This is a genomic window from Cellulomonas sp. A375-1, assembly GCF_001040865.1.
In the GTDB taxonomy this organism is placed as follows: Bacteria; Actinomycetota; Actinomycetes; order Actinomycetales; family Cellulomonadaceae; genus Cellulomonas; species Cellulomonas gelida.
Genome location: NZ_LFKW01000012.1, coordinates 19966 through 41144, shown reverse-complemented (window position 1 = coordinate 41144; position 21179 = coordinate 19966). Strand labels below are relative to the sequence as shown.

Annotated in this window: 16 protein-coding genes; 15 read left to right on the top strand and 1 reads right to left on the bottom strand. The window is 71.8% G+C overall.

Annotation, left to right across the window (positions count from 1 at the left end):
* Nucleotides 1-284: 284 nt before the first annotated feature.
* From CWIS_RS01410 to pyk, 11 genes are all read left to right on the top strand, one after another.
* Nucleotides 285-590, top strand: a complete 306-nt coding sequence (locus CWIS_RS01410; protein WP_048341442.1) for an HGxxPAAW family protein — start codon at nucleotides 285-287, stop codon at nucleotides 588-590.
* Between the two features lie 88 nt (nucleotides 591-678).
* Nucleotides 679-1695: a hypothetical protein gene (locus tag CWIS_RS18560; RefSeq protein ID WP_197080740.1), complete on the top strand. Its 1017-nt coding sequence runs from the start codon at nucleotides 679-681 to the stop codon at nucleotides 1693-1695.
* 33 nt (nucleotides 1696-1728) lie between these two features.
* Nucleotides 1729-2148 carry a DUF2752 domain-containing protein gene (locus tag CWIS_RS01400; protein WP_229747527.1) on the top strand — a complete coding sequence of 140 codons (420 nt, stop codon included), beginning with the start codon at nucleotides 1729-1731 and terminating at the stop codon, nucleotides 2146-2148.
* A gap of 86 nt (nucleotides 2149-2234) precedes the next feature.
* Nucleotides 2235-2786 carry a DUF4190 domain-containing protein gene (locus CWIS_RS01395; protein ID WP_048341441.1) on the top strand — a complete coding sequence of 184 codons (552 nt, stop codon included), beginning with the start codon at nucleotides 2235-2237 and terminating at the stop codon, nucleotides 2784-2786.
* Between the two features lie 150 nt (nucleotides 2787-2936).
* Nucleotides 2937-3749, top strand: a complete 813-nt coding sequence (gene trpC / locus CWIS_RS01390) for an indole-3-glycerol phosphate synthase TrpC (protein ID WP_048341440.1) — start codon at nucleotides 2937-2939, stop codon at nucleotides 3747-3749.
* 26 nt (nucleotides 3750-3775) lie between these two features.
* Nucleotides 3776-5029, top strand: coding sequence for a tryptophan synthase subunit beta (trpB, locus tag CWIS_RS01385; RefSeq protein ID WP_048341445.1), 1254 nt, complete (start codon nucleotides 3776-3778; stop codon nucleotides 5027-5029).
* 5 nt (nucleotides 5030-5034) lie between these two features.
* Entirely contained in the window at nucleotides 5035-5886 is an 852-nt protein-coding gene (gene trpA, locus CWIS_RS01380) for a tryptophan synthase subunit alpha (protein WP_141368527.1), read from the top strand.
* A complete protein-coding gene (lgt, locus tag CWIS_RS01375; protein ID WP_048341438.1) occupies nucleotides 5883-6848 on the top strand; it encodes a prolipoprotein diacylglyceryl transferase in 966 nt (321 codons plus the stop codon). The genes trpA and lgt overlap by 4 nt, the downstream gene beginning before the upstream one ends.
* A 181-nt stretch (nucleotides 6849-7029) precedes the next feature.
* Nucleotides 7030-11589 (top strand): glutamate synthase large subunit, encoded by a 4560-nt coding sequence (gene gltB / locus CWIS_RS01370; protein ID WP_048341437.1) that lies wholly within the window; start codon nucleotides 7030-7032, stop codon nucleotides 11587-11589.
* Nucleotides 11582-13051: a glutamate synthase subunit beta gene (locus CWIS_RS01365; protein WP_048341436.1), complete on the top strand. Its 1470-nt coding sequence runs from the start codon at nucleotides 11582-11584 to the stop codon at nucleotides 13049-13051. Before gltB ends, CWIS_RS01365 begins: the two co-directional genes overlap by 8 nt.
* Nucleotides 13052-13132: 81 nt before the next feature.
* Entirely contained in the window at nucleotides 13133-14560 is a 1428-nt protein-coding gene (gene pyk, locus CWIS_RS01360; RefSeq protein ID WP_048341435.1) for a pyruvate kinase, read from the top strand.
* 100 nt (nucleotides 14561-14660) lie between these two features.
* Here pyk and CWIS_RS01355 read toward each other — a convergent pair whose 3' ends face one another.
* Entirely contained in the window at nucleotides 14661-15548 is an 888-nt protein-coding gene (locus CWIS_RS01355; protein ID WP_082156129.1) for an alpha/beta fold hydrolase, read from the bottom strand.
* A 79-nt stretch (nucleotides 15549-15627) separates the two neighbouring features.
* On the opposite strand from CWIS_RS01355, the gene CWIS_RS01350 reads away from it, so the two are divergent.
* The 4 genes from CWIS_RS01350 to CWIS_RS01335 all read left to right on the top strand — a co-directional run bounded on the left by CWIS_RS01350 (nucleotide 15628) and on the right by CWIS_RS01335 (nucleotide 21160).
* Nucleotides 15628-17301, top strand: coding sequence for a GspE/PulE family protein (locus CWIS_RS01350; RefSeq protein WP_048341434.1), 1674 nt, complete (start codon nucleotides 15628-15630; stop codon nucleotides 17299-17301).
* 139 nt (nucleotides 17302-17440) lie between these two features.
* A complete protein-coding gene (locus CWIS_RS19750) occupies nucleotides 17441-19228 on the top strand; it encodes a type IV pilus twitching motility protein PilT (RefSeq protein ID WP_082156128.1) in 1788 nt (595 codons plus the stop codon).
* On the top strand, nucleotides 19228-20451 hold the full coding sequence (locus CWIS_RS01340) for a type II secretion system F family protein (RefSeq protein ID WP_048341433.1): 1224 nt from the start codon (nucleotides 19228-19230) through the stop codon (nucleotides 20449-20451). Before CWIS_RS19750 ends, CWIS_RS01340 begins: the two co-directional genes overlap by 1 nt.
* Before the next feature lie 262 nt (nucleotides 20452-20713).
* Nucleotides 20714-21160, top strand: a complete 447-nt coding sequence (locus CWIS_RS01335; protein WP_048341432.1) for a type II secretion system protein — start codon at nucleotides 20714-20716, stop codon at nucleotides 21158-21160.
* The last annotated feature ends 19 nt before the right edge of the window (nucleotides 21161-21179 follow it).

The window sequence follows — 21179 nt, the reverse complement described above, 5'->3', positions numbered from 1 at the left end:
CCGGCGCGGGACGGCACGACCGGACCGCTGGGGCAGCCGCCACGGGTGCTCGCGACGGCGCGGCGGCGGGGTCGACGGCGCGTGCTGCCAGGCCGGTCGACGAGCGGGACCAGTGGGACGCGCTGTCGCGCGGCGACGACCCGACCGAGCAGGCGGACGACGAGCCCCACTGACACCGCGTGACCCGGTACGCAGGCGTGTGTCCACCGTCGCAGCGGACGTGCCACGAAGCGCCCTGGCCTGCACGCTAGGGTGAGCGCAGAACCACTGGAGAAGGGTCGACCATGGCCGACAACACCCTCGCGCACCGCGCGCAGAACCCCACCGTCACCGAGGCGGTGCACCTGCCGCCGAGCGCTCCGCCGACGAACCACGGGCACACCGTGGCGGCGTGGACCACCACCTGGGTGGTCGTCGCGGGCGCCGTGATCGCCGCTCTGGCGATGGTCTTCGCCCAGGTCTGGCTCGTGTGGGCCGGGCTCGGGGTGTGCGTGCTCGGGATCGTGATCGGCAAGGTGCTGCAGGTCCTCGGCTACGGCCAGGGCGGCGCCGCGACCCTCGCCAAGCAGTCGGCCCGCGGTGGTCACTGAGCTCTGGGCGGACGGCCGGTAGGGCGCGGACGCGGTCCGGTCGCGCCCGGTCGGTCGGCGTGATCGTGTTCCCCGACGAAGAGGACAGATGAGCACTCCTGCGCAGCCGCCCAGCCCCGACGAGCCACAAGAGCCGTCCGCACCGCTGGACCCGTCCAGGCCTCTCGCCGACCCGTCGGAGCCCGAGCCGCCGTTGCTCGAGCCGTCGGAGCTCGTGCCGTCGGAGCCCGAGGTCGCGAAGGTCGAGCCAGCGAAGGTCGAGACAGCCAAGGCTGAGGTCGCGGGTGCCGAGGCGCCCGGCCCCGGTCCGGAGACCGGCTCGGCGGCCTACACCGCCCCGCCGGCGTACGAGCCGCCGCCGACGTACACCGCGCCCCCGGGCTACCAGGCGCCCGCGACGTTCGGGGCCGCCGTGGCGGACCTGTCGTCGCCCGCGGGCCAGTCGCGTGCCGGCGAGGCGCCCGGTCACCACGTGCCCGGTGGGCACGTGTCCGGTGAGCAGGCGTCCGGTGAGCGGGGGTCCGAGGAACCGCCGACTGCCCTGCCCGGATCGAGCATCCCGGAGTACGGGACACCGCCGCCGAGCCCGGCGCACGACGCTCCCGCGTACGGCCCGCCCGCCGGCTACGGCACGTCGCCGACGTACGGGACGCCCCCGCCCTACGGGACGCCGCCCGCGTACGGCGCGGGCTCCGGCCAGCCCGGGCAGTCGCCCTACGGCCCACCACCTGCCTACGGCCCACCGCCTGCCTACGGGCCACCGCCCGCGTACGGCGCTCCGCCCGCGTACGGCGCTCCGCCCGCGTACGGCGCTCCGCAGCATCCCGCCGGGCCGGGCAGCTCGAGCGGCTCGCTCTCGACCTGGGCGCTCGTGCTGGGCATCCTGAGTGTCGTGCTCGCCTGCGCGTGCACGTTCCCGGCGCTCGGTGCGGCGATCGGGGCGATCGTGGTGGGTGGCCGGGCGAAGGCGTCGGCCGCGCGCGGCCTGCCCGTCAACCTCGGCGCGGCGAAGGCGGGCGTCGTGCTGGGGTGGGTCGGCGTCGGCCTGACCGTCCTGACGTTCGTCGCCCGCGGAGCCAACTCGCTGAGCTCGAGCGGGTTCTAGGTCGGTCTCCGGATGCATCGGGAGGGGGCGCACGTGAGCACGGTCGAGCACCGCGTCCGACGCGACGTGCGCGCGTGGCGCGGCCCTGCGCTGACGGCGGGCGTCGTCGGTGTCGCGACCCTCGTCCTGGCGGTCCGTGACCCGCACCAGTCGGGCAGCTACGGGTTCTGCCCGTTGGCCGCCGTGACGGGGTTGGCGTGCCCCGCCTGCGGCGGTCTGCGGGCGACGCACGACCTCGCGCACGGCGATCTCGCGGCCGCCTGGTCGATGAACCCGCTGTGGGTCTCGATGGTGCCGGTGCTGGTGGGTCTGTGGTTCTGGTGGGTCGTGCGGGTGAGCCGCGGGCGCGGCGCGCCCGTGCTGCCCTCGTGGTCGGCCTGGCTGCTGCTCGTGCTCCTCGTCGGGTTCGGCGTGCTGCGCAACCTGCCGGGCTTCGAGGTCCTCGCACCCTGACCGGCGCGCTCCCGCGTCGCAGGGGCCCGGCCTGGCAGAGTGTGACCTGAGAGAGCCGTCCTGAGATCCGAACGGGAGAACGCCTGATGAGCACGCCGGACCAGCCCACCGACCCGCAGCAGCCGAGCGAGCCGGGTGCCGGCTCGTCGCCGTACGCCCCGCCGCCCGAGGGCGCGTCGTCCCCCGCGGTGCCCGAGCCCGGTGCGGCCCCCTCCTACGGCCAGCCGCCCGCGTACGGGCAGGCTCCCGCCTACGGCCAGCCGCCCGCGTACGGTCAGGCACCCGCCTACGGCCAGCCGCCCGCGTACGGGCAGCCTCCGGCCTACGGCCAGGCGCCCGCGTACGGGCAGGCCCCGGGCTACGCGGGTGGCTACCCGGCCACGCTGCCGAAGAACAGCCTGGGTGTCTGGTCACTCGTGCTCGGCATCGCGAGCATCGTGCTGTGCGGGTTCTTCTCCGGCATCCCCGCGATCATCGTCGGGAACAACGCCAAGCGCGCGGTCGCCGCGGGTGAGGCGAACAACGAGAGCCTCGCCACCGGTGGCATCGTCACGGGCTGGATCGGCACGATCCTGTCCGGCGTCGGGGTGCTCATCGCGATCGTCGGCCTGCTGTCGGTCTGGCAGACGTCCCCCTGAGCCCGTCCGGGCGTTCCCGGGTCCCGGGGTCCACCAGGCGGGCCGTGTTCGGGGTCACTCTCGGGCCCCTCTACGATGACGGTGAGAGGACCCGCACGCGCCGCAGTGCCGTGGGGTTCCCCGGGGTCGTGAACGAGGGGTGAGGCTGCCATGAGCGTGCTCGACGAGATCGTCGCCGGTGTCCGGGAGGACCTGGCCGCACGAGAGGCTCTCACGCCGCTGGCGCAGGTCAAGGAGCTGGCGGCTCGCAGGCCGTCGGCGATCGACGCCGTCGCGCGGCTGCGGGTCGAGGACGCCGTCACGGTGATCGCCGAGGTGAAGCGCTCGAGCCCGTCGAAGGGCGAGCTCGCCGCGATCTCGGACCCGGCAGCCCTGGCCGCCGAGTACGAGACCGGCGGTGCCGCCGCGATCTCGGTCCTCACCGAGGAGCGGCGGTTCAACGGGTCGCTCGCCGACCTCGACGCCGTGCGGGCGCGGGTGGACATCCCGGTGCTGCGCAAGGACTTCGTCGTGACGCCGTACCAGGTGTGGGAGGCGCGGGCGCACGGTGCCGACCTGTGCCTGCTGATCGTCGCCGCGCTCGAGCAGACCGTGCTGGAGTCGCTCGTCGAGCGGGTGCACTCGCTCGGCATGACGGCGCTCGTGGAGGTGCACGACGAGGACGAGGTGGCGCGCGCGGTCGACGCGGGCGCCCGGGTCATCGGCGTGAACGCTCGCGACCTGCGCTCCCTGGAGGTCGACCGCGGCACGTTCGCGCGCGTCGCGCCGTCGATCCCGTCCTACATCGTCAAGATCGCGGAGTCCGGCGTGCGCGGCCCGCACGACGTCATGGACTACGCCCGTGCGGGCGCCGACGCGGTGCTCGTGGGGGAGGCGCTCGTCACGGACGACGCGCCCCGCCGCTCGGTCGCCGACCTCGTCGCCGCAGGTGCCCACCCGTCGCTGCGCGCGGTGCGCCAGTGACGGCGGACGTGGGCGGTCGCCCGCTCGTGCCCGGTCAGGAGGAGCGCGTCGGATCGCTCGCGACGCACGTCGGGCCGTACTGGGGTGAGTTCGGCGGCAGGTTCGTCCCGGAGGCGCTCATCGCCGCGCTGGACGAGCTCGACACGGCGTACCACAAGGCGTTGGCCGACCCGGCGTTCGGCGCCGAGCTCGCACGCCTGCACCGCACGTACACGGGACGGCCGAGCCCGCTGACCGAGGTGCCGCGGTTCGCGGCGCACGTCGGCGGCGGCGCGCGGGTGTTCCTCAAGCGTGAGGACCTGAACCACACCGGCTCGCACAAGATCAACAACGTGCTCGGCCAGGCGCTGCTGGTCAAGCGCCTCGGCAAGACCCGCGTGATCGCCGAGACCGGGGCGGGGCAGCACGGCGTCGCGACCGCCACGGCGGCTGCGCTGCTGGGCCTCGAGTGCACGGTCTACATGGGCGAGGAGGACACGCAGCGCCAGGCGCTCAACGTGGCGCGCATGCGCCTGCTGGGCGCCGAGGTCGTGCCCGTGACGATCGGCACGCGGACGCTCAAGGACGCGATCAACGAGGCGCTGCGGGACTGGGTCGCGAACGTCGAGACCACGCACTACCTGCTCGGCACCGTGACGGGGCCACACCCCTTCCCCGAGATGGTGCGCGACTTCCACAAGGTCATCGGCGAGGAGGCCCGCGCGCAGCTGCTGGCCGAGATCGGGCGCCTGCCCGACGCGGTGGTGGCCTGCGTGGGCGGCGGGTCCAACGCGATGGGCATCTTCAACGCGTTCCTCGACGACGAGGGCGTCCGCCTGTTCGGCTTCGAGGCGGGTGGTCGGGGGCTCGGTCACGGCGACCACGCTGCGCGCTTCCAGGGCGGTGCGCCCGGCGTGCTGCACGGAGCCCGTTCCTACCTGCTGCAGGACGAGGACGGCCAGACGATCCCCAGCCATTCGGTCTCGGCGGGTCTCGACTACCCGAGCGTCGGTCCCGAGCACTCGTGGCTGCACGACATCGGCCGCGCGACCTACCTGCCCGTCTCGGACGACGAGGCGATGGAGGCCTTCCGGCTGCTGTGCCGCACCGAGGGCATCATCCCGGCGATCGAGTCGGCGCACGCCCTCGCGGGCGCGATCCAGCTGGGTCCGCAGGCGGCGCGGTGGTCCGACGAGCCCGTGATCCTGGTGAACCTGTCGGGTCGCGGCGACAAGGACGTGGCCACGGCCGCTGCGTGGTTCGGCCTGCTGGACGAGAACGACGGCGAGGGAGACCGGTGAGCGCGGTGGAGGCGACGACGAGCGCGGCAGGTGCCACCTGCGGGCCCCTGCTCGACGGGCTCGCGGAGCAGGGCCGTGCCGCGCTGGTGGGCTACCTCCCCGTCGGCTACCCCTCCGTGCCGGGATCGGTCGACGCGGTCCGCACGCTGATCGACGCGGGCGCTGACGTCGTCGAGCTCGGCATGCCCTACACGGACCCGGTCATGGACGGTCCGATCATCCAGCGCGCGGTGGACCACGCGCTGCAGGGCGGCACGCGCGTGCGCGACACCCTGGCGGCGGTCGAGCAGACGGCCGGGCGCGGCGCGCCGATCCTCGTCATGACGTACTGGAACCTCGTCCTGCGCTACGGCGTCGAGGCGTACGCGCGCGATCTCGCCGCCGCAGGCGGCGCGGGGCTCATCACGCCGGATCTCATCCCCGACGAGGCGCAGGAGTGGATCGCCGCGTCCGACGCGCACGGGCTGGACCGCGTGTTCCTCGTGGCGCCGAGCTCGACGCCCGAGCGGCTCGCGAGCACCGCCGCGGCGTCCCGCGGCTTCGTCTACGCGGCCTCGACGATGGGCGTCACGGGGGAGCGGGCCACGGTCGGCGCGCGCGCGCAGCAGCTCGTGGCCGACACGCGTGCGGCCGGCGCCGCGCGGGTCTGCGTCGGTGTCGGCGTCTCGACGCCCGAGCAGGCGACGCAGGTCGCGACGTATGCCGACGGGGTGATCGTGGGCTCCGCCCTCGTGCGAGCGCTCGTGGACGCCCCCGACGAGAAGACGGGCCTGGACCGGCTCGCGACGCTGACGTCCGAGCTCGCCGCGGGCGTGCGTGCGGCGGACCGCACGACGTCTCGCGGAGCCGGCCGATGACCGCGTCCGCGCTCCTGGCGAGCGTGCCCGCGGCGATCCCCAGCCCGTCCCAGGGCGTGTGGCACCTGGGGCCGTTCCCGGTGCGGGCCTACGCGATCGCGATCCTCATCGGCATCGTCGCCGCCGTGCTCATCACGCAGCGGCGGTGGAAGGAGCGGGGCGGGGATCCCGACCAGGTGGTGGAGATCGCGTTCTGGGCGGTGCCGTTCGGCATCCTCGGCGGTCGCATCTACCACCTGATCACGTCGCCGGACGCGTACTTCGGCAAGGGCGGTGACCCCTGGAAGGCGTTCGCGATCTGGGAGGGCGGACTCGGCATCTGGGGCGCGGTGGCGCTCGGTGCGGTCGGTGCGTGGATCGGCTGCCGTCGCCTCGGTGTGCGGCTGACGGTGTTCGCCGACGCCCTGGCCCCCGGCTTGCTGGTCGCCCAGGCGGTCGGACGGCTCGGCAACTGGTTCAACCAGGAGCTCTTCGGCGGTCCGACGACGCTGCCGTGGGGCCTGCGCGTCGACGACGCGGTAGCGGTCGCGGCGGGGCACCCCGCCGGGACCCTGTTCCACCCGACGTTCCTGTACGAGATGGTGTGGAACCTGCTCGGTGCCGCGCTGCTGGTGTGGGCGGACCGCCGGTTCCGGCTGGGCCACGGCCGCGTGTTCTGGCTCTACGTCGTCGTCTACACCTCGGGACGGCTGTGGATCGAGGCGCTGCGGATCGACCCCGCGCACGGCTTCCTCGGGCTGCGCCTCAACGTCTGGACGTCGATCCTGGTGGGCCTCGGCGCGCTGGTAGCGTTCATCCTGGTCGGACGTCGCCATCCCGGACGTGAATCGACCGTGACGCTGGACGGCCTGGAGGTACCCCCCTCGCAGCAGGAGGACCAGCGCGAGGACGTCCCGCAGGGCGCGGAGGCCGACGAGGCCCCTGTCCCGGCGGACGACGAGGACGGTCGCCTGGCCACGTGACGGCAGGCGCGGACCGCCTGAGAACCGACCAGCTCCCTGTGAGCCAGGTCACACAGGGCGATGCGGCTCCCCGTTCCGACGGGTTGTATCGTCGCCCAGCACAAGGGCCGACGACGTCCCGATCCCCCCATGTTTTCGTGCGAGCCCCGGTCCGTTCCGGGGCACTGTGAGGACGGTAGAGATGACGTCGCCCAGCGGTCTGCCGAGCACGTCGCTCGACCCCGCGTCGTACCCCCTGTACGACGCGTCGGCCGAGCACGACGCCTGCGGCTTCGCGTTCGTCGCGACGCTGCGCGGGACGCCCGGACGCGACATCGTCGACGCCGGCCTGACCGCCCTGCTCAACCTCGACCACCGCGGCGCCGTCGGCGCCGAGGAGGACTCCGGTGACGGCGCGGGCATCCTCACCCAGATCCCCGACGCGTTCCTGCGCGACGTGGTCGACGCCGACCTGCCGCCGGTCGGCTACTACGCCATCGGCATGGCCTTCCTGCCGCAGGACGAGGCCGAGCGCGCCGCGGTCGTCGCCGCCGTCGAGGCGGTCGCGGCCGAGGAGAAGCTCGACGTCCTGGCCTGGCGCGACGTCGTCGTGACGGCCGACCTCGTGGGCCCGACCGCACGCGCGTCGATGCCCGTGTTCCGTCAGCTCGTCGTCGCGGACCCGTCGCGGGAGCTGTCGGGGATCGCGCTGGACCGGCGGGCCTACCGCCTGCGCAAGCGCGCGGAGCGCGAGCACGGCGTGTACTTCGCGTCGCTGTCTGCGCGCACCATCACCTACAAGGGCATGCTGACGACCGGCCAGCTCGAGCCGTTCTTCGCCGACCTGTCGGACCCGCGGTACGCCTCCGAGATCGCGCTCGTGCACTCGCGCTTCTCGACCAACACGTTCCCGTCCTGGCCGCTCGCGCAGCCGTTCCGGATGGTCGCGCACAACGGCGAGATCAACACGGTGCGCGGCAACCGCAACTGGATGGCGGCGCGCGAGGGCATGCTCGCGTCCGAGGAGCTGGGTGACCTGGCGCCGCTGCTGCCCGTCTGTACCCCGGGTGGGTCGGACTCGGGCAGCTTCGACGAGGTGCTCGAGCTGCTCCACCTCTCGGGCCGGTCCCTGCCGCACGCGGTCATGATGATGATCCCGGAGCCGTGGGAGAACCACGCGCAGATGGACCCGTCCACGCGCGCGTTCTTCGAGTACCACTCCACGCTCATGGAGCCGTGGGACGGGCCGGCCGCCATGACGTTCACCGACGGGACGCTCATCGGTGCCGTGCAGGACCGCAACGGGCTGCGCCCGGGTCGGTACTGGGTGACCGAGGACGGTCTCGTCGTCTGCGCGTCCGAGGCGGGCGTGCTCGACCTCGACCCCGCGTCGATCGTCGCGAAGGGCCGCCTCGAGCCGGGCCTGTTCTTCCTCGTCGACACCGGTCAGGGCCGGATCGTCGCGGACTCCGAGGTCATGGCGAGCCTCGCCGCGCAGCGGCCCTACGCGCAGTGGGTGCAGGAGAACTCGGTCTACCTCGAGCAGCTGCCCGAGCGTGACCACGTCGCCCACTCGGCGGCCTCGGTCCGCCGGCGGCAGCGTGCGTTCGGCTACACCGAGGAGGAGCTCAAGGTCCTCCTGACGCCGATGGCGGCGAACGGCGCCGAGCCGCTCGGCGCGATGGGCTCCGACACGCCGGTCGCGGTGCTCTCGCAGCGCCCGCGGCTCCTGTTCGACTACTTCACCCAGATGTTCGCGCAGGTCACGAACCCGCCGTTGGACGCGATCCGCGAGGAGCTCGTCACCGCGATCGGTGGTGCGATCGGTCCCGAGCCGAACCTGCTGGCCGACGGCCCGGAGCACGCGCGCAAGCTCGTCCTGCCGTTCCCGGTGCTCGACAACGACCAGCTCGCCAAGATCGTGCACGTCCACAAGGAGCCGAGGCACGGCTTCCGCGCGACGACGATCCGCGGCCTGTACAAGGCGTCCGGCGGGGGAGCAGCCCTCGAGGCGCGGCTCGAGGAGATCTTCGCCGAGGTCGACCGCGCGGTCGCCGACGGCGTCAGCTTCGTCGTGCTCTCCGACCGCAACTCGGACGCCGAGCTCGCGCCGATCCCGTCGCTGCTGCTCCTGAGCGCCGTGCACCACCACACGCTGCGCCGGCACACGCGGACCCAGATCTCGCTCGTCGTCGAGGCAGGCGACGTGCGCGAGGTGCACCACGTCGCGCTGCTCATCGGCTACGGCGCGGCCGCGGTGAACCCGTACCTCGCGATGGAGACGGTCGAGGAGCTCGCCCGCAACGGGTACCTCGGTGAGGTCGGCCCGGAGAAGGCGGTCAAGAACCTCATCAAGGCGCTCGGCAAGGGCGTCCTGAAGGTCATGTCCAAGATGGGCATCTCGACGATCGCGTCCTACCGCGGCGCGCAGGTGTTCGAGGCGATCGGGCTGTCGCAGCCGCTCGTCGACCGGTACTTCACCGGCACGACGAGCCGGCTCGGGGGCATCGGCCTCGACGTGATCGCGGCCGAGGTCGCGGCGCGGCACGCCGACGCGTACCCGGCGTCCGGGAACCGGCAGCCGCACCAGCGCCTCGCGGTCGGTGGCGAGTACCAGTGGCGCCGCGACGGTGAGGACCACCTGTTCGACCCTGAGACGGTCTTCCGCCTGCAGCACGCGACGCGCACGCGGCAGATGGACGTCTTCCGCCAGTACACGCAGCGCGTCGACGAGCAGAGCAAGCGCCTCATGACGCTGCGCGGGCTGCTGAGCTTCAAGGAGGGCGTGCGCGCGCCCGTCCCGCTCGACGAGGTCGAGCCGGTGAGCGAGATCCTCAAGCGGTTCAGCACGGGTGCGATGTCCTACGGCTCGATCTCGGCCGAGGCGCACGAGACGCTGGCCGTCGCGATGAACCGGATCGGCGGCAAGTCGAACACGGGCGAGGGCGGCGAGGACCCCGAGCGCCTGCACGACCCCGAGCGGCGCTCCGCGATCAAGCAGATCGCCTCCGGCCGGTTCGGCGTCACCTCGGAGTACCTGACGAACGCCGACGACATCCAGATCAAGCTCGCGCAGGGCGCCAAGCCAGGCGAGGGTGGTCAGCTGCCGGGCCACAAGGTGTACCCGTGGATCGCCAAGACCCGGCACTCGACGCCCGGCGTCGGCCTGATCTCGCCGCCGCCGCACCACGACATCTATTCGATCGAGGACCTCGCGCAGCTCATCCACGACGCGAAGAACGCGAACCCGCGGGCACGCATCCACACCAAGCTCGTCTCGGAGTTCGGCGTCGGCACGATCGCGGCCGGCGTGGCCAAGGCGCACTCGGACGTGGTGCTGATCTCGGGGCACGACGGCGGGACGGGCGCGAGCCCGCTCACGTCGCTCAAGCACGCGGGCACGCCGTGGGAGATCGGCCTCGCCGAGACGCAGCAGACGCTCGTCATGAACGACCTGCGCGACCGGGTCGTGGTGCAGGTCGACGGTCAGCTCAAGACCGGCCGTGACGTGGTGGTCGGTGCGCTGCTCGGCGCCGAGGAGTTCGGCTTCGCGACCGCGCCGCTGGTCGTCTCGGGCTGCATCATGATGCGCGTCTGCCACCTCGACACCTGCCCGGTCGGCGTCGCGACCCAGAACCCGGAGCTGCGTGCGCGGTTCTCGGGCAAGCCGGAGTTCGTCGAGGCGTTCTTCGAGTTCATCGCCACCGAGGTCCGCGAGCACCTCGCCGCGCTCGGCTTCCGCTCGATCGAGGAGGCCGTCGGCCACGTCGAGCTGCTCGAGACGCGTGCGGCGATCGACCACTGGAAGGCGGAGGGTCTCGACCTGTCGCCCGTCCTGGCGGTGCCGCAGCCCAAGCCCGGATCGGCGCTGCACCACACCAAGAACCAGGACCACGGTCTCGACCGCGCGCTCGACAACCGCCTCATCGCGCTGTCGGCCGACGCGCTCGAGCGCGGTGAGCCGGTGCGCATCTCGCTGCCCGTGCGCAACGTCAACCGCACGGTCGGCACGATGCTCGGGCACGAGGTCACGCGTCGCTACGGCGGGCAGGGACTGCCCGACGACACCATCGACGTCACGCTCACGGGATCGGGCGGGCAGTCGTTCGGCGCCTTCCTGCCTCGTGGCGTCACGCTGCGCCTGTTCGGCGACGCGAACGACTACGTCGCCAAGGGCCTGTCCGGCGGTCGCGTGATCGTCCGGCCGGACCGCAGCTCGGTGCTCTCGTCGAGCCACAACGTCATCGCGGGCAACGTGATCGGCTACGGCGCGACGTCGGGCGAGGCGTTCCTGCGCGGCCTGACCGGTGAGCGGTTCGCGGTGCGCAACTCCGGCGCGACGCTCGTCGTCGAGGGCGTGGGCGACCACGCGTGCGAGTACATGACCGGCGGCACGGTCGTCGTCCTCGGCCGGACGGGCCGCAACTTCGGCGCCGGCATGTCGGGCGGGACGGCGTACGTCCTCGACCTCGAGCCCGAGCTCGTGAACGTCGACGCGCTGCGCTCGGGCGAGCTCTCGCTCACGCCGCTCGACGACGACGACGCGGCGCTCGTCGGCTCGCTCCTCGTGCGGTACGCACAGGACACGGGCTCGCCCGTCGCCGCCGAGCTGCTCGAGGGTGACTGGCGCTCGCGCTTCACCCGTCTCCTGCCCACCGAGTACGCACGCGTCCGACGCGCGCTCGCGCAGGCCGAGGCCGACGGCCTCGACCCCGCGGCGCCCGGCGTGTGGGACCAGATCCTGGAGGTGGCCCGTGGCTGACCACCGTGGCTTTCTGAAGGTGCGGGAGCGCGAGCTCCCGCCGAACCGCCCCGTCGAGGTGCGGCTGCGTGACTGGAAGGACGTGCACGCGCACCTCGAGGAGGGTCAGCCGTTCCTCAGGGAGCAGGCCGGCCGGTGCATGGACTGCGGCGTGCCGTTCTGCCACAACGGGTGCCCGCTCGGGAACCTCATCCCCGAGTGGAACGACCTCGTGTGGCGCGGCCAGTGGGGCGACGCGATCGAGCGCCTGCACGCGACCAACAACTTCCCCGAGTTCACCGGGCGCATCTGCCCGGCCCCGTGCGAGTCGTCGTGCGTGCTCGGGATCAACCAGCCGCCGGTGACGATCAAGAACGTCGAGGTCTCGATCATCGACGAGGCGTTCGACCGCGGCCTGGTCACGCCGCAGGTGCCGCAGCGCCTCACGGGGCACACGGTCGCCGTCGTCGGCTCAGGCCCGGCGGGCCTGGCGGCCGCGCAGCAGCTCACGCGCGCCGGCCACACGGTCGCGGTGTACGAGCGGGACGACGCGATCGGCGGGCTGCTGCGCTACGGCGTCCCGGACTTCAAGCTCGAGAAGATCCACATCGACCGTCGCCTGGCCCAGATGGAGGCCGAGGGCACGCGCTTCCGCCCGGGTGTCGAGATCGGTCGCGACCTCACCTGGGCGCAGCTGCAGGCGCGCTACGACGCGATCGTCATCGCGACCGGTGCCACGGTGCCGCGTGAGCTGAGCGTGCCGGGCAACGACCTCGAGGGCGTCATGTTCGCGATGGACTACCTGCACCCGGCGAACGCCGTGGCCGCGGGCAAGACGGTCGCGGACCAGGTCACTGCCGAGGGCAAGCACGTGGTCATCATCGGCGGCGGCGACACCGGCTCGGACTGCCTCGGCACCGCGCTGCGTCAGGGTGCGGCCTCCGTCACGACGCTCGCGATCGGCAAGCGCCCGCCCACGGACCGTCCGGCGAACCAGCCCTGGCCGACCGACCCGATCCTGTTCGAGGTCTCGTCCTCGCACGAGGAGGGCGGCGAGCGCGCGTACCTCGCGTCGACGGTGGCCTTCGAGCCCGACGAGACCGGCACGCGCGTCGCGTCGCTGCGCCTGGCGACCACGCAGTACCTGCCGGACGGACGTCGCGTCCCGACCGCGGGCACCGAGCGTGAGCTGCCCGTCGACCTGGTGCTCGTCGCCATGGGCTTCACGGGCCCGGAGACGCAGACCGCGGTCGCCCAGCTCGGTCTCGGCCTCACGTCGCGCGGTGCGTTCGCCCGCTCCGACGACTTCGCCACGGCGGTGCCGGGCGTGTTCGTCGCGGGGGATGCCGGTCGCGGCCAGTCACTCGTCGTGTGGGCGATCGCGGAGGGCCGCGCCGCGGCCGCCGCCGTCGACACGTACCTGTCAGGTGCGACGGAGCTCCCCAGCCCCGTCGAAGCCAGCACTCTGGCTCTTCGCCCCTGACCCCCCTACCCGCGGGCCTCGGTGGTCCGACGGGACGTTCGGACCCAAGCACAAATCATCGAAAGGCATAGGCTCGCCTTCATGCGTAGAGCAAAGATCGTCTGCACCCTTGGCCCGGCGACGGAGTCGCTCGACATGATCCAGGCGCTGGTCGACGCCGGCATGGACGTCGCCCGGATCAACCGGAGCCACGGCGAGCCCGAGGAGCACGCCAAGGTCATCAAGAACGTCCGTGCCGCCGCCCAGGCGTCCGGTCGCTCGGTCGCGGTCCTCGTGGACCTGCAGGGCCCCAAGATCCGCCTCGGCCGTTTCATCGAGGGCAAGCACGACGTCGCCGTGGGTGACACGTTCACCATCACGGTCGACGACGTCGAGGGCACCAAGGAGCGCGTCTCGACGACGTTCAAGGGCCTGATCGGCGACGTGAAGCCCGGCGACCCGATCCTGATCGACGACGGCAAGGTGCTCGTCCGCGTCATCGAGGTCGTCGGCAACGACGTCGTCACGCGCGTCGAGGTGCCCGGCACCGTCTCCAACAACAAGGGCCTCAACCTGCCCGGCGTGGCCGTGTCCGTCCCCGCCATGAGCGACAAGGACGAGGCCGACCTGCGCTGGGGCCTGGCGCAGGGCGCCGACTTCATCGCGCTCTCGTTCGTCCGGGCCGCCTCGGACTACGACCGCGTCCGCCAGATCATGGAGGAGGAGGGCCGGGTCGTCCCGGTCGTCGCCAAGATCGAGAAGCCGCAGGCCGTCGAGAACCTCGCCGAGATCGTCCAGGCGTTCGACGGCATCATGGTCGCCCGCGGCGACCTGGGTGTGGAGCTGCCGCTCGAGCAGGTCCCGCTCGTGCAGAAGCGCGCCGTCGAGCTCGCTCGTCGTAACGCCAAGCCGGTCATCGTCGCCACCCAGGTGCTCGAGTCGATGACGACGAACCCCCGCCCGACGCGTGCCGAGGCCTCCGACTGCGCCAACGCCGTGCTCGACGGCGCCGACGCGGTCATGCTCTCGGGCGAGACCAGCGTGGGTGACTACCCGATCGAGACCGTCCGCACGATGGCTCGGATCATCGAGGCCACCGAGCAGCTCGGTCGCGAGCGCATCGCGCCGCTCGGCTCGACGCCCCACACGCGTGGTGGCGCGATCACCCGTGCCGCCGCCGAGATCGGCGAGCGGATCGGCGTGAAGTACCTCGTCACGTTCACGCAGTCCGGCGACTCGGCGCGGCGCATGTCGCGCCTGCGTTCGCCGATCCCGCTGCTCGCGTTCACGCCGGTCGAGTCGGTGCGCAACGTGCTCTCGCTGAGCTGGGGCGTGCAGACCTACCAGGTCCCGACCGTCTCGAGCACCGACGAGATGGTCGACCAGGTCGACAAGACGCTGCAGGCCAACGGTCTCGCCGAGACCGGTGACTACGTGGTGGTCGTGTCCGGCGCGCCCGTGGGCGTGGTGGGCTCGACGAACTCGATCGTCGTGCACAAGATCGGCGACGAGTCCGAGCGCATCGCCTGACGCCCTGACCTCGACGGGCCCGTCGCCCGGTCCACGTGACCGGCGCGGCGGGCCCGTCGTCGTACGCGCCCGTCGTCGTACGCGCAGGACGGCCCGAGCGTCAGGGGGTGTGCGGTGGCGCGAGCTCGCGCAGGGCGTCCACCAGGACGCGGTTGAACGCGTCGGGAGCGTGCGTGTTGACGTCGTGCCCGGCACGGGGGACCACGGTGAGCCGCGCGCCGGAGTGTGCGCGCAGGTAGCGACGCTCCTCGAGGCGCAGCGGGTCGCGACGACCGTTCACGAGCCAGACGGGCAGCGTCAGACGGCGCAGGTCGGACAGCGGCGAGTAGGCGGCGAGGGCGCGCAGCATGTCGGTGACGACGTGCCACGAGCCGCCGCCGAGCCGCAGCGCGCGGGTGACACCGGTCGAGACCCGGCTGTAGCCGCGCAGCAGCGGCCCGCGGGTCTGCGTCGAGCACCCCGCTGCGACGACGCCGGCGATGCGGTCCTCGTGGCGACCGGCGTAGGCGAGGGTCACGTACCCGCCGAGCGAGAGCCCGACCAGCAGCGGGGGAGCCGAGCAGCCCGCGACCGCCGCGTCGACGGCCTCGAGCGCGCCCTCGAGCGTGAACCGCTCGTGGGACCGCGCGCCGTGCCCGGGAAGGTCGATCGCGACGGCGACGTGCCCGAGTCGCTCGAGCTCGGCGACCTGGGGCGCCCAGATGGCCGACGACGTGCGCGTGCCGTGCACGAGGACGATCGGGCGCGCCTCGGCGCCGATCTGCCGTGCGGCGTGGGCGACTGCGGCGGCGTCTGGGGCCGGGTCGACGACGAGCGTGGGGCGGGTCGCGCGGGGGGACGCGGCGGTGCGGGGGAGTGCAGGGGTGCTGATGACGAGCTCCTGGCGTGGGGACTGGCGCGAGCATACGCGCGCCGTCTGGGAGCGCCCTGATGGACGGCCGGCGTGCACGAGGTCTCCCCACGGCGGACGCACGACCCGCCCCGCCATCGATCGTCCCGTTCTGCTCAGGCGCGGTCGGTCGGGTGCCGATAGGTCGATGACGGCCGTCGTGTCACTGGGAGGTGCTGTGAAGCAGCTGGGCGAGATTCTGCTCGAAGAGGGTCTGGTCACCGAGGCGCAGCTGCTGTCTGCGCTCGACGAGCAGCTCGTGTCGGGCACGTCCCTGGGGCGCACGCTGGTCGAGCTCGGGATGCTGACGGAGAACCAGCTCGTCCAGGCGCTCGCCGCGCAGGTCGGGATGCAGTTCATCGACCTCGACGAGCACCCCGTGGACCGCGCCGCGGTCGCGATGGTCCCCGGCGCGCTGTGCCGTCGGTACAGCGTGCTGCCCATCGCCATCCAGAACGGCGTGCTGATCCTGGCGACGGCGGACCCGGGCAACGTCATGGCGGTCGACGACGTGCGCACGATGTCGGGGATGCAGGTCACCCCGGTGATCGCGACCTACGACAACGTCGTGCGCGCGATCGACCGGTTCGTGCGTGCCGACGGCGAGATGGAGAACCTCTCGTCGGCGTTCGAGGACGCGCAGGTCGAGCCCGAGGCGGACCTGTCGAAGATGGGCGACTTCGTCGACGACGACGCGCCGATCGTGCGGTACGTGAACCTGCTCGTGACGCAGGCGATCACCGACCGCGCCTCGGACATCCACATCGAGCCGTCCGAGCACGACCTGCGGGTGCGCTACCGCATCGACGGCGTGCTGCACGAGACGCAGCGCTCGCCCAAGAACATCACCGGCGGCGTCATCTCCCGCGTGAAGATCATGAGCGACATCGACATCGCCGAGAAGCGCAAGCCGCAGGACGGCCGCATGTCGGTGGTGCACAACGGTCGCAAGATCGACCTGCGCGTGGCGACGCTGCCGACGGTGTGGGGCGAGAAGATCGTCATGCGCATCCTCGACAACTCCACCGCGAGCCTGGACCTGCGCGACCTGTCCTTCCTCGACCACAACTACGAGACGTACAAGGAGTCGTACACCAAGCCCTACGGCATGATCCTGGTCACCGGTCCCACCGGCTCGGGGAAGTCGACGACGCTGTACGCCACGCTGAACGCCGTCTCCAAGCCGGACATCAACGTGATCACCGTCGAGGACCCGGTCGAGTACCGCCTCGCGGGCATCAACCAGGTGCAGGTCAACCCGAAGGCCGGGCTCACGTTCGCGGCCGCGCTGCGGTCGATCCTGCGCTCGGACCCGGACGTGGTGCTGCTCGGTGAGATCCGTGACCACGAGACCGCGCAGATCGCCATCGAGGCAGCCCTCACGGGACACCTCGTGCTGTCCACGCTGCACACCAACGACGCCCCGTCTGCCGTGACGCGTCTGACGGAGATGGGCATCGAGCCGTTCCTCGTCGGGTCCGCGCTCGACTGCGTCGTCGCCCAGCGCCTCGCGCGGCGCCTGTGCTCGAAGTGCAAGGTGCCGTACCAGCCGTCCGTCGAGGAGATGGAGGCCGCACGGTTCCCGTGGGTCCCGGGGGAGCCCGTGCCCGAGCTGTTCCGGCCGGGCGGGTGCACGGCATGCTCCAAGACCGGCTACAAGGGACGGCTCGCGCTGCACGAGGTCATGCGGGTCACCGAGGAGATCGAGCGGCACGCCGTCGCGCACTCGTCGGCCGCCGACATCGCGAACACCGCCATGCAGCAGGGCATGACCTCGCTCCGCAACGACGGCTGGTACAAGGTCGTCATGGGTCAGACCTCGATCGAGGAGATCCTGCGCGTCGTCGCCTGACCTGGTCTCCGGCGTGGGTCCGGGGTCGAAGTACCTGGGGCGATCTGCTCAAGTCGGGTGCGGCGACCGCCGATGAAGCGACCGGGGCCAGGAGGCCGACCTGACGTCGCGGGCTGCGCGACACCCGGGAGGAAATGACGTGAGCGAGTACTACCAGCCGCAGGGCGAGCCGACGCGCCCCCTGCCGCCGTACCGCCCGGCAGGGCCGCAGGCCGGAGCCCCCGCGGCGGGCGGTCAGCCGACGTTCTCGCCGATCCCCTCCCAGTCGGTCGGTGCGCCGTTGCCGCCGACTGCCCAGCAGCCCGTCGCTCAGCCGCAGCCCGCCGCGGCGGGAGCGACGCTGTCGGTCGCAGCGGCGCGCGAGCAGTTCCGCACCCCGGCGTCGCCGGCGACGGGGAGCGTCGCGCACCCGACCTTCACGCCGGCCGGCGCCGCGTACGCGCCCGGGGGCGGCACGCCCGGCCCCGCGGCCGTCTTCACGCCCGGTGGAACGACGCCCGCACCGGCCGCGACGTTCCACCCGAACGGTCCGGCGGCGCCCGCCACCTTCACCCCCGGCGGTGCCACGTTCAGCCCGGTGCCGTCCCAGTCGCAGCCACCGGCACCCGCGGCCGCCGCACCGGTCGGCACCTTCACGCCCGCACCGGCGCAGCAGGCACCGGCCGCGCCGCAGGGGCCGCGCCCGGGGCAGGCGCCCGCAGGCGGCCAGCCGACCGCTCAGCGTCGTGACCGTGCCGCAGCGCGGGTCGGCATGGCGCAGGAGGCGCAGGAGGGGGACATCTCGATCGACGACGTGCTGACCCAGATGGTCGAGCTCAACGCGTCGGACGTCCACTTCACCACCGGCGCGCCGCCGATGGTCCGCATCTCGGGGGCGCTCAAGCCGCTCGAGGGCTTCCCGGCGATGATGCCGGAGCCGCTGCGGCGCACGCTGTACTCGATCCTCACGCAGAAGCAGCGCGAGACGTTCGAGACGAACCTCGAGCTGGACTTCTCGCACGCGGTGCGCGGGCTCGCGCGCTTCCGAGTGAACCTCTACCAGCAGCGTGAGTCGATCGGTGCCGCGTTCCGCGTGATCCCGTACGAGATCAAGCCGCTCGAGGAGCTCGGCGTCCCCGCGGTCGTCGCGAACTTCGCGGGCCTGCCGCGTGGCCTCGTCCTGGTCACAGGCCCCACGGGCTCGGGCAAGTCGACGACGCTCGCCTCGATCGTCGACCTCGCGAACCGCACGCGCGAGGACCACATCATGACGGTCGAGGACCCGATCGAGTTCCTGCACCGGCACAAGAAGTCGCTGGTCAACCAGCGCGAGGTCGGCGCGGACACCCTGTCGTTCGCCAACGCGCTCAAGCACGTGCTCCGGCAGGACCCGGACATCATCCTCGTCGGCGAGATGCGCGACCTCGAGACGATCTCGGTGGCGCTCACCGCAGCCGAGACGGGCCACCTGGTCTTCGCGACGCTGCACACGCAGGACGCCGCGCAGACCATCGACCGTGTCATCGACGTGTTCCCCGCGCACCAGCAGGACCAGGTCCGCACGCAGCTCGCGGGCGCGCTGCAGGGCGTCGTCTGTCAGACGCTCTGCAAGCGGGCGGACTCGCCCGGCCGCGCGGTCGCGACCGAGGTGCTCGTGGCCACGCCCGCGATCCGCAACCTCATCCGTGAGGGCAAGACGCACCAGATCTACTCGTCCATGCAGGCCGGCGCGAAGCAGGGCATGCACACGATGGACCAGCACCTGGCCGAGCTCGTGAAGCAGGGCAAGATCACCTACGAGGTCGGCCTCGAGAAGTGCCACCACGCCGAGGACTTCAACCGGCTGACCGGCCGGTTCTCCGGTGCCACGCAGGGCAGCGCCAACCTGGCCGACCCGGTGATGACCGGTGAGCCGATGCTCGGCGCCACGCACGGACAGGTGATGTGATGTCGAACGAGGCGAAGACATTCGAGTACGCGGTCCGCGACAAGAGCGGCAAGCTGGTCAAGGGCCGCGTCGAGGCGCCGAACCAGGCGGCGGTCGCGAACCGACTGCGGGACATGGGCCTGGCCGCGGTCTCGATCTCCGAGGTCAGCTCCGGGGGCCTCAACCGCGAGATCAACATCGGTGGGGAACGCGTCGGGCTCAAGGACCTCGCGGTCATGTCGCGCCAGATGGCGACGATGATCGACTCGGGTCTGTCGCTGCTCCGCGCGCTGTCGATCCTGGCCGAGCAGACCGAGAGCAAGCCGCTCGCCCGGATCATCGGCCAGGTCCGCAACGACGTCGAGGTCGGCACCGCGCTGTCGATCGCGTTCGCGAAGCACGACCACATCTTCCCGCCGCTCATGATCAACATGGTCAAGGCGGGGGAGGTCGGCGGCTTCCTCGACAAGGCGATGGTGTCGATCGCCGACAACTTCGAGGCCGAGGTCAAGCTCAAGAACAAGATCAAGTCGGCGATGACCTACCCGGTCGTGGTGTTCGTGGTCGCGATCCTCGCGACGATCGGCATGCTGCTGTTCATCGTCCCGGTCTTCGCGGGCATGTTCACGACGCTCGGCGGCGACCTGCCGCTGCCGACCAAGATCCTGGTCCAGCTCTCGGAGCTCATGAAGATCACCATCATCCCGCTGGTGATCGCCCTCGCGGTCTTCAGCGGCTGGTGGGGCAAGCACAAGAACGACCGCGCGGTGCGCGAGAAGTTCGACCCGCTCAAGCTGCGCCTGCCGGTGTTCGGCAACCTGTTCCGCAAGATCGCGGTCGCGCGGTTCACTCGCAACTTCGGCACCATGATCAGCTCGGGTGTCCCGCTGCTGCAGGCGCTCGAGGTGGTCGGCGAGACGAGCGGCAACATGGTCGTCGAGCACGCCGCGAAGGACGTGCAGGAGTCCGTGCGCCGCGGTGAGTCCCTCGCCGGCCCGCTGGCGCATCACGCGGTCTTCCCGCCCATGGTCGTGCAGATGATGGCGGTCGGTGAGGACACCGGCGCGCTCGACACGATGCTCGGGAAGGTCGCCGACTTCTACGACGACGAGGTCGAGGCGACCACCGACCAGCTCACGAGCCTCATCGAGCCGATCATGATCGTCGTCATCGGCGCGATCATCGGCAGCATGGTCATCGCGATGTACATGCCGATCTTCGGGATCTTCAACCTCATCGAGTAAGCCGCGGCCGCAGGCCCGAGTACCGGGCCCTGTCGACCCCTGACGCAACGCCGCCGGACCCTCCCGGCGGCGTTGCGTTTTGTCCGTCGTTGCCCGGCAAAGGAGCACGGTGCGCCGTTCGGGTGAATCTGCGCCGAACTGGAACCCACGCTTAAGTCGAGGGCGAGAGCGGACGATCTTGCGGGAGTAGTTCTGAACCGGCCCTGCGGCCGGACTGAGTTGGACATCCACAGCATTCGCACTCGACTTCAGGAGCTCAGCAATGATCGCTCGCATCCGCAAGTCCATGCAGGAGAAGGACCAGGGCTTCACCCTGATCGAGCTCCTCGTCGTCATGATCATCATCGGCATCCTCGCGGCCATCGCGATCCCGGTGTTCCTCAACCAGCGCAAGAAGGCCGAGGACTCGGCTGCCAAGGCTGACGTGTCGACCATCGGCAAGGAGGTCGCCACCTACTACGTCGACAACGACGACGACTCGACGCTCACCGTGGCGATCACCTCGGAGCGCTACGTCCTGTCGGGCGCCGGCGTCGCGTCGGGCAGCGGCGACCTGGGCAAGGCTTCGAACAACGTCGTGATCGACGGTTCCACGGACCTCGGGGTCTCGGACGACTGGTGCGTCGCGGTGACGAACGACAAGGGCGACAAGGCCGTCGACGGCTACAAGTACTCGGCAAAGGGCGGCCTCGAAGAGGGCACCTGCTGATCTGACGCTCTGACGAGAA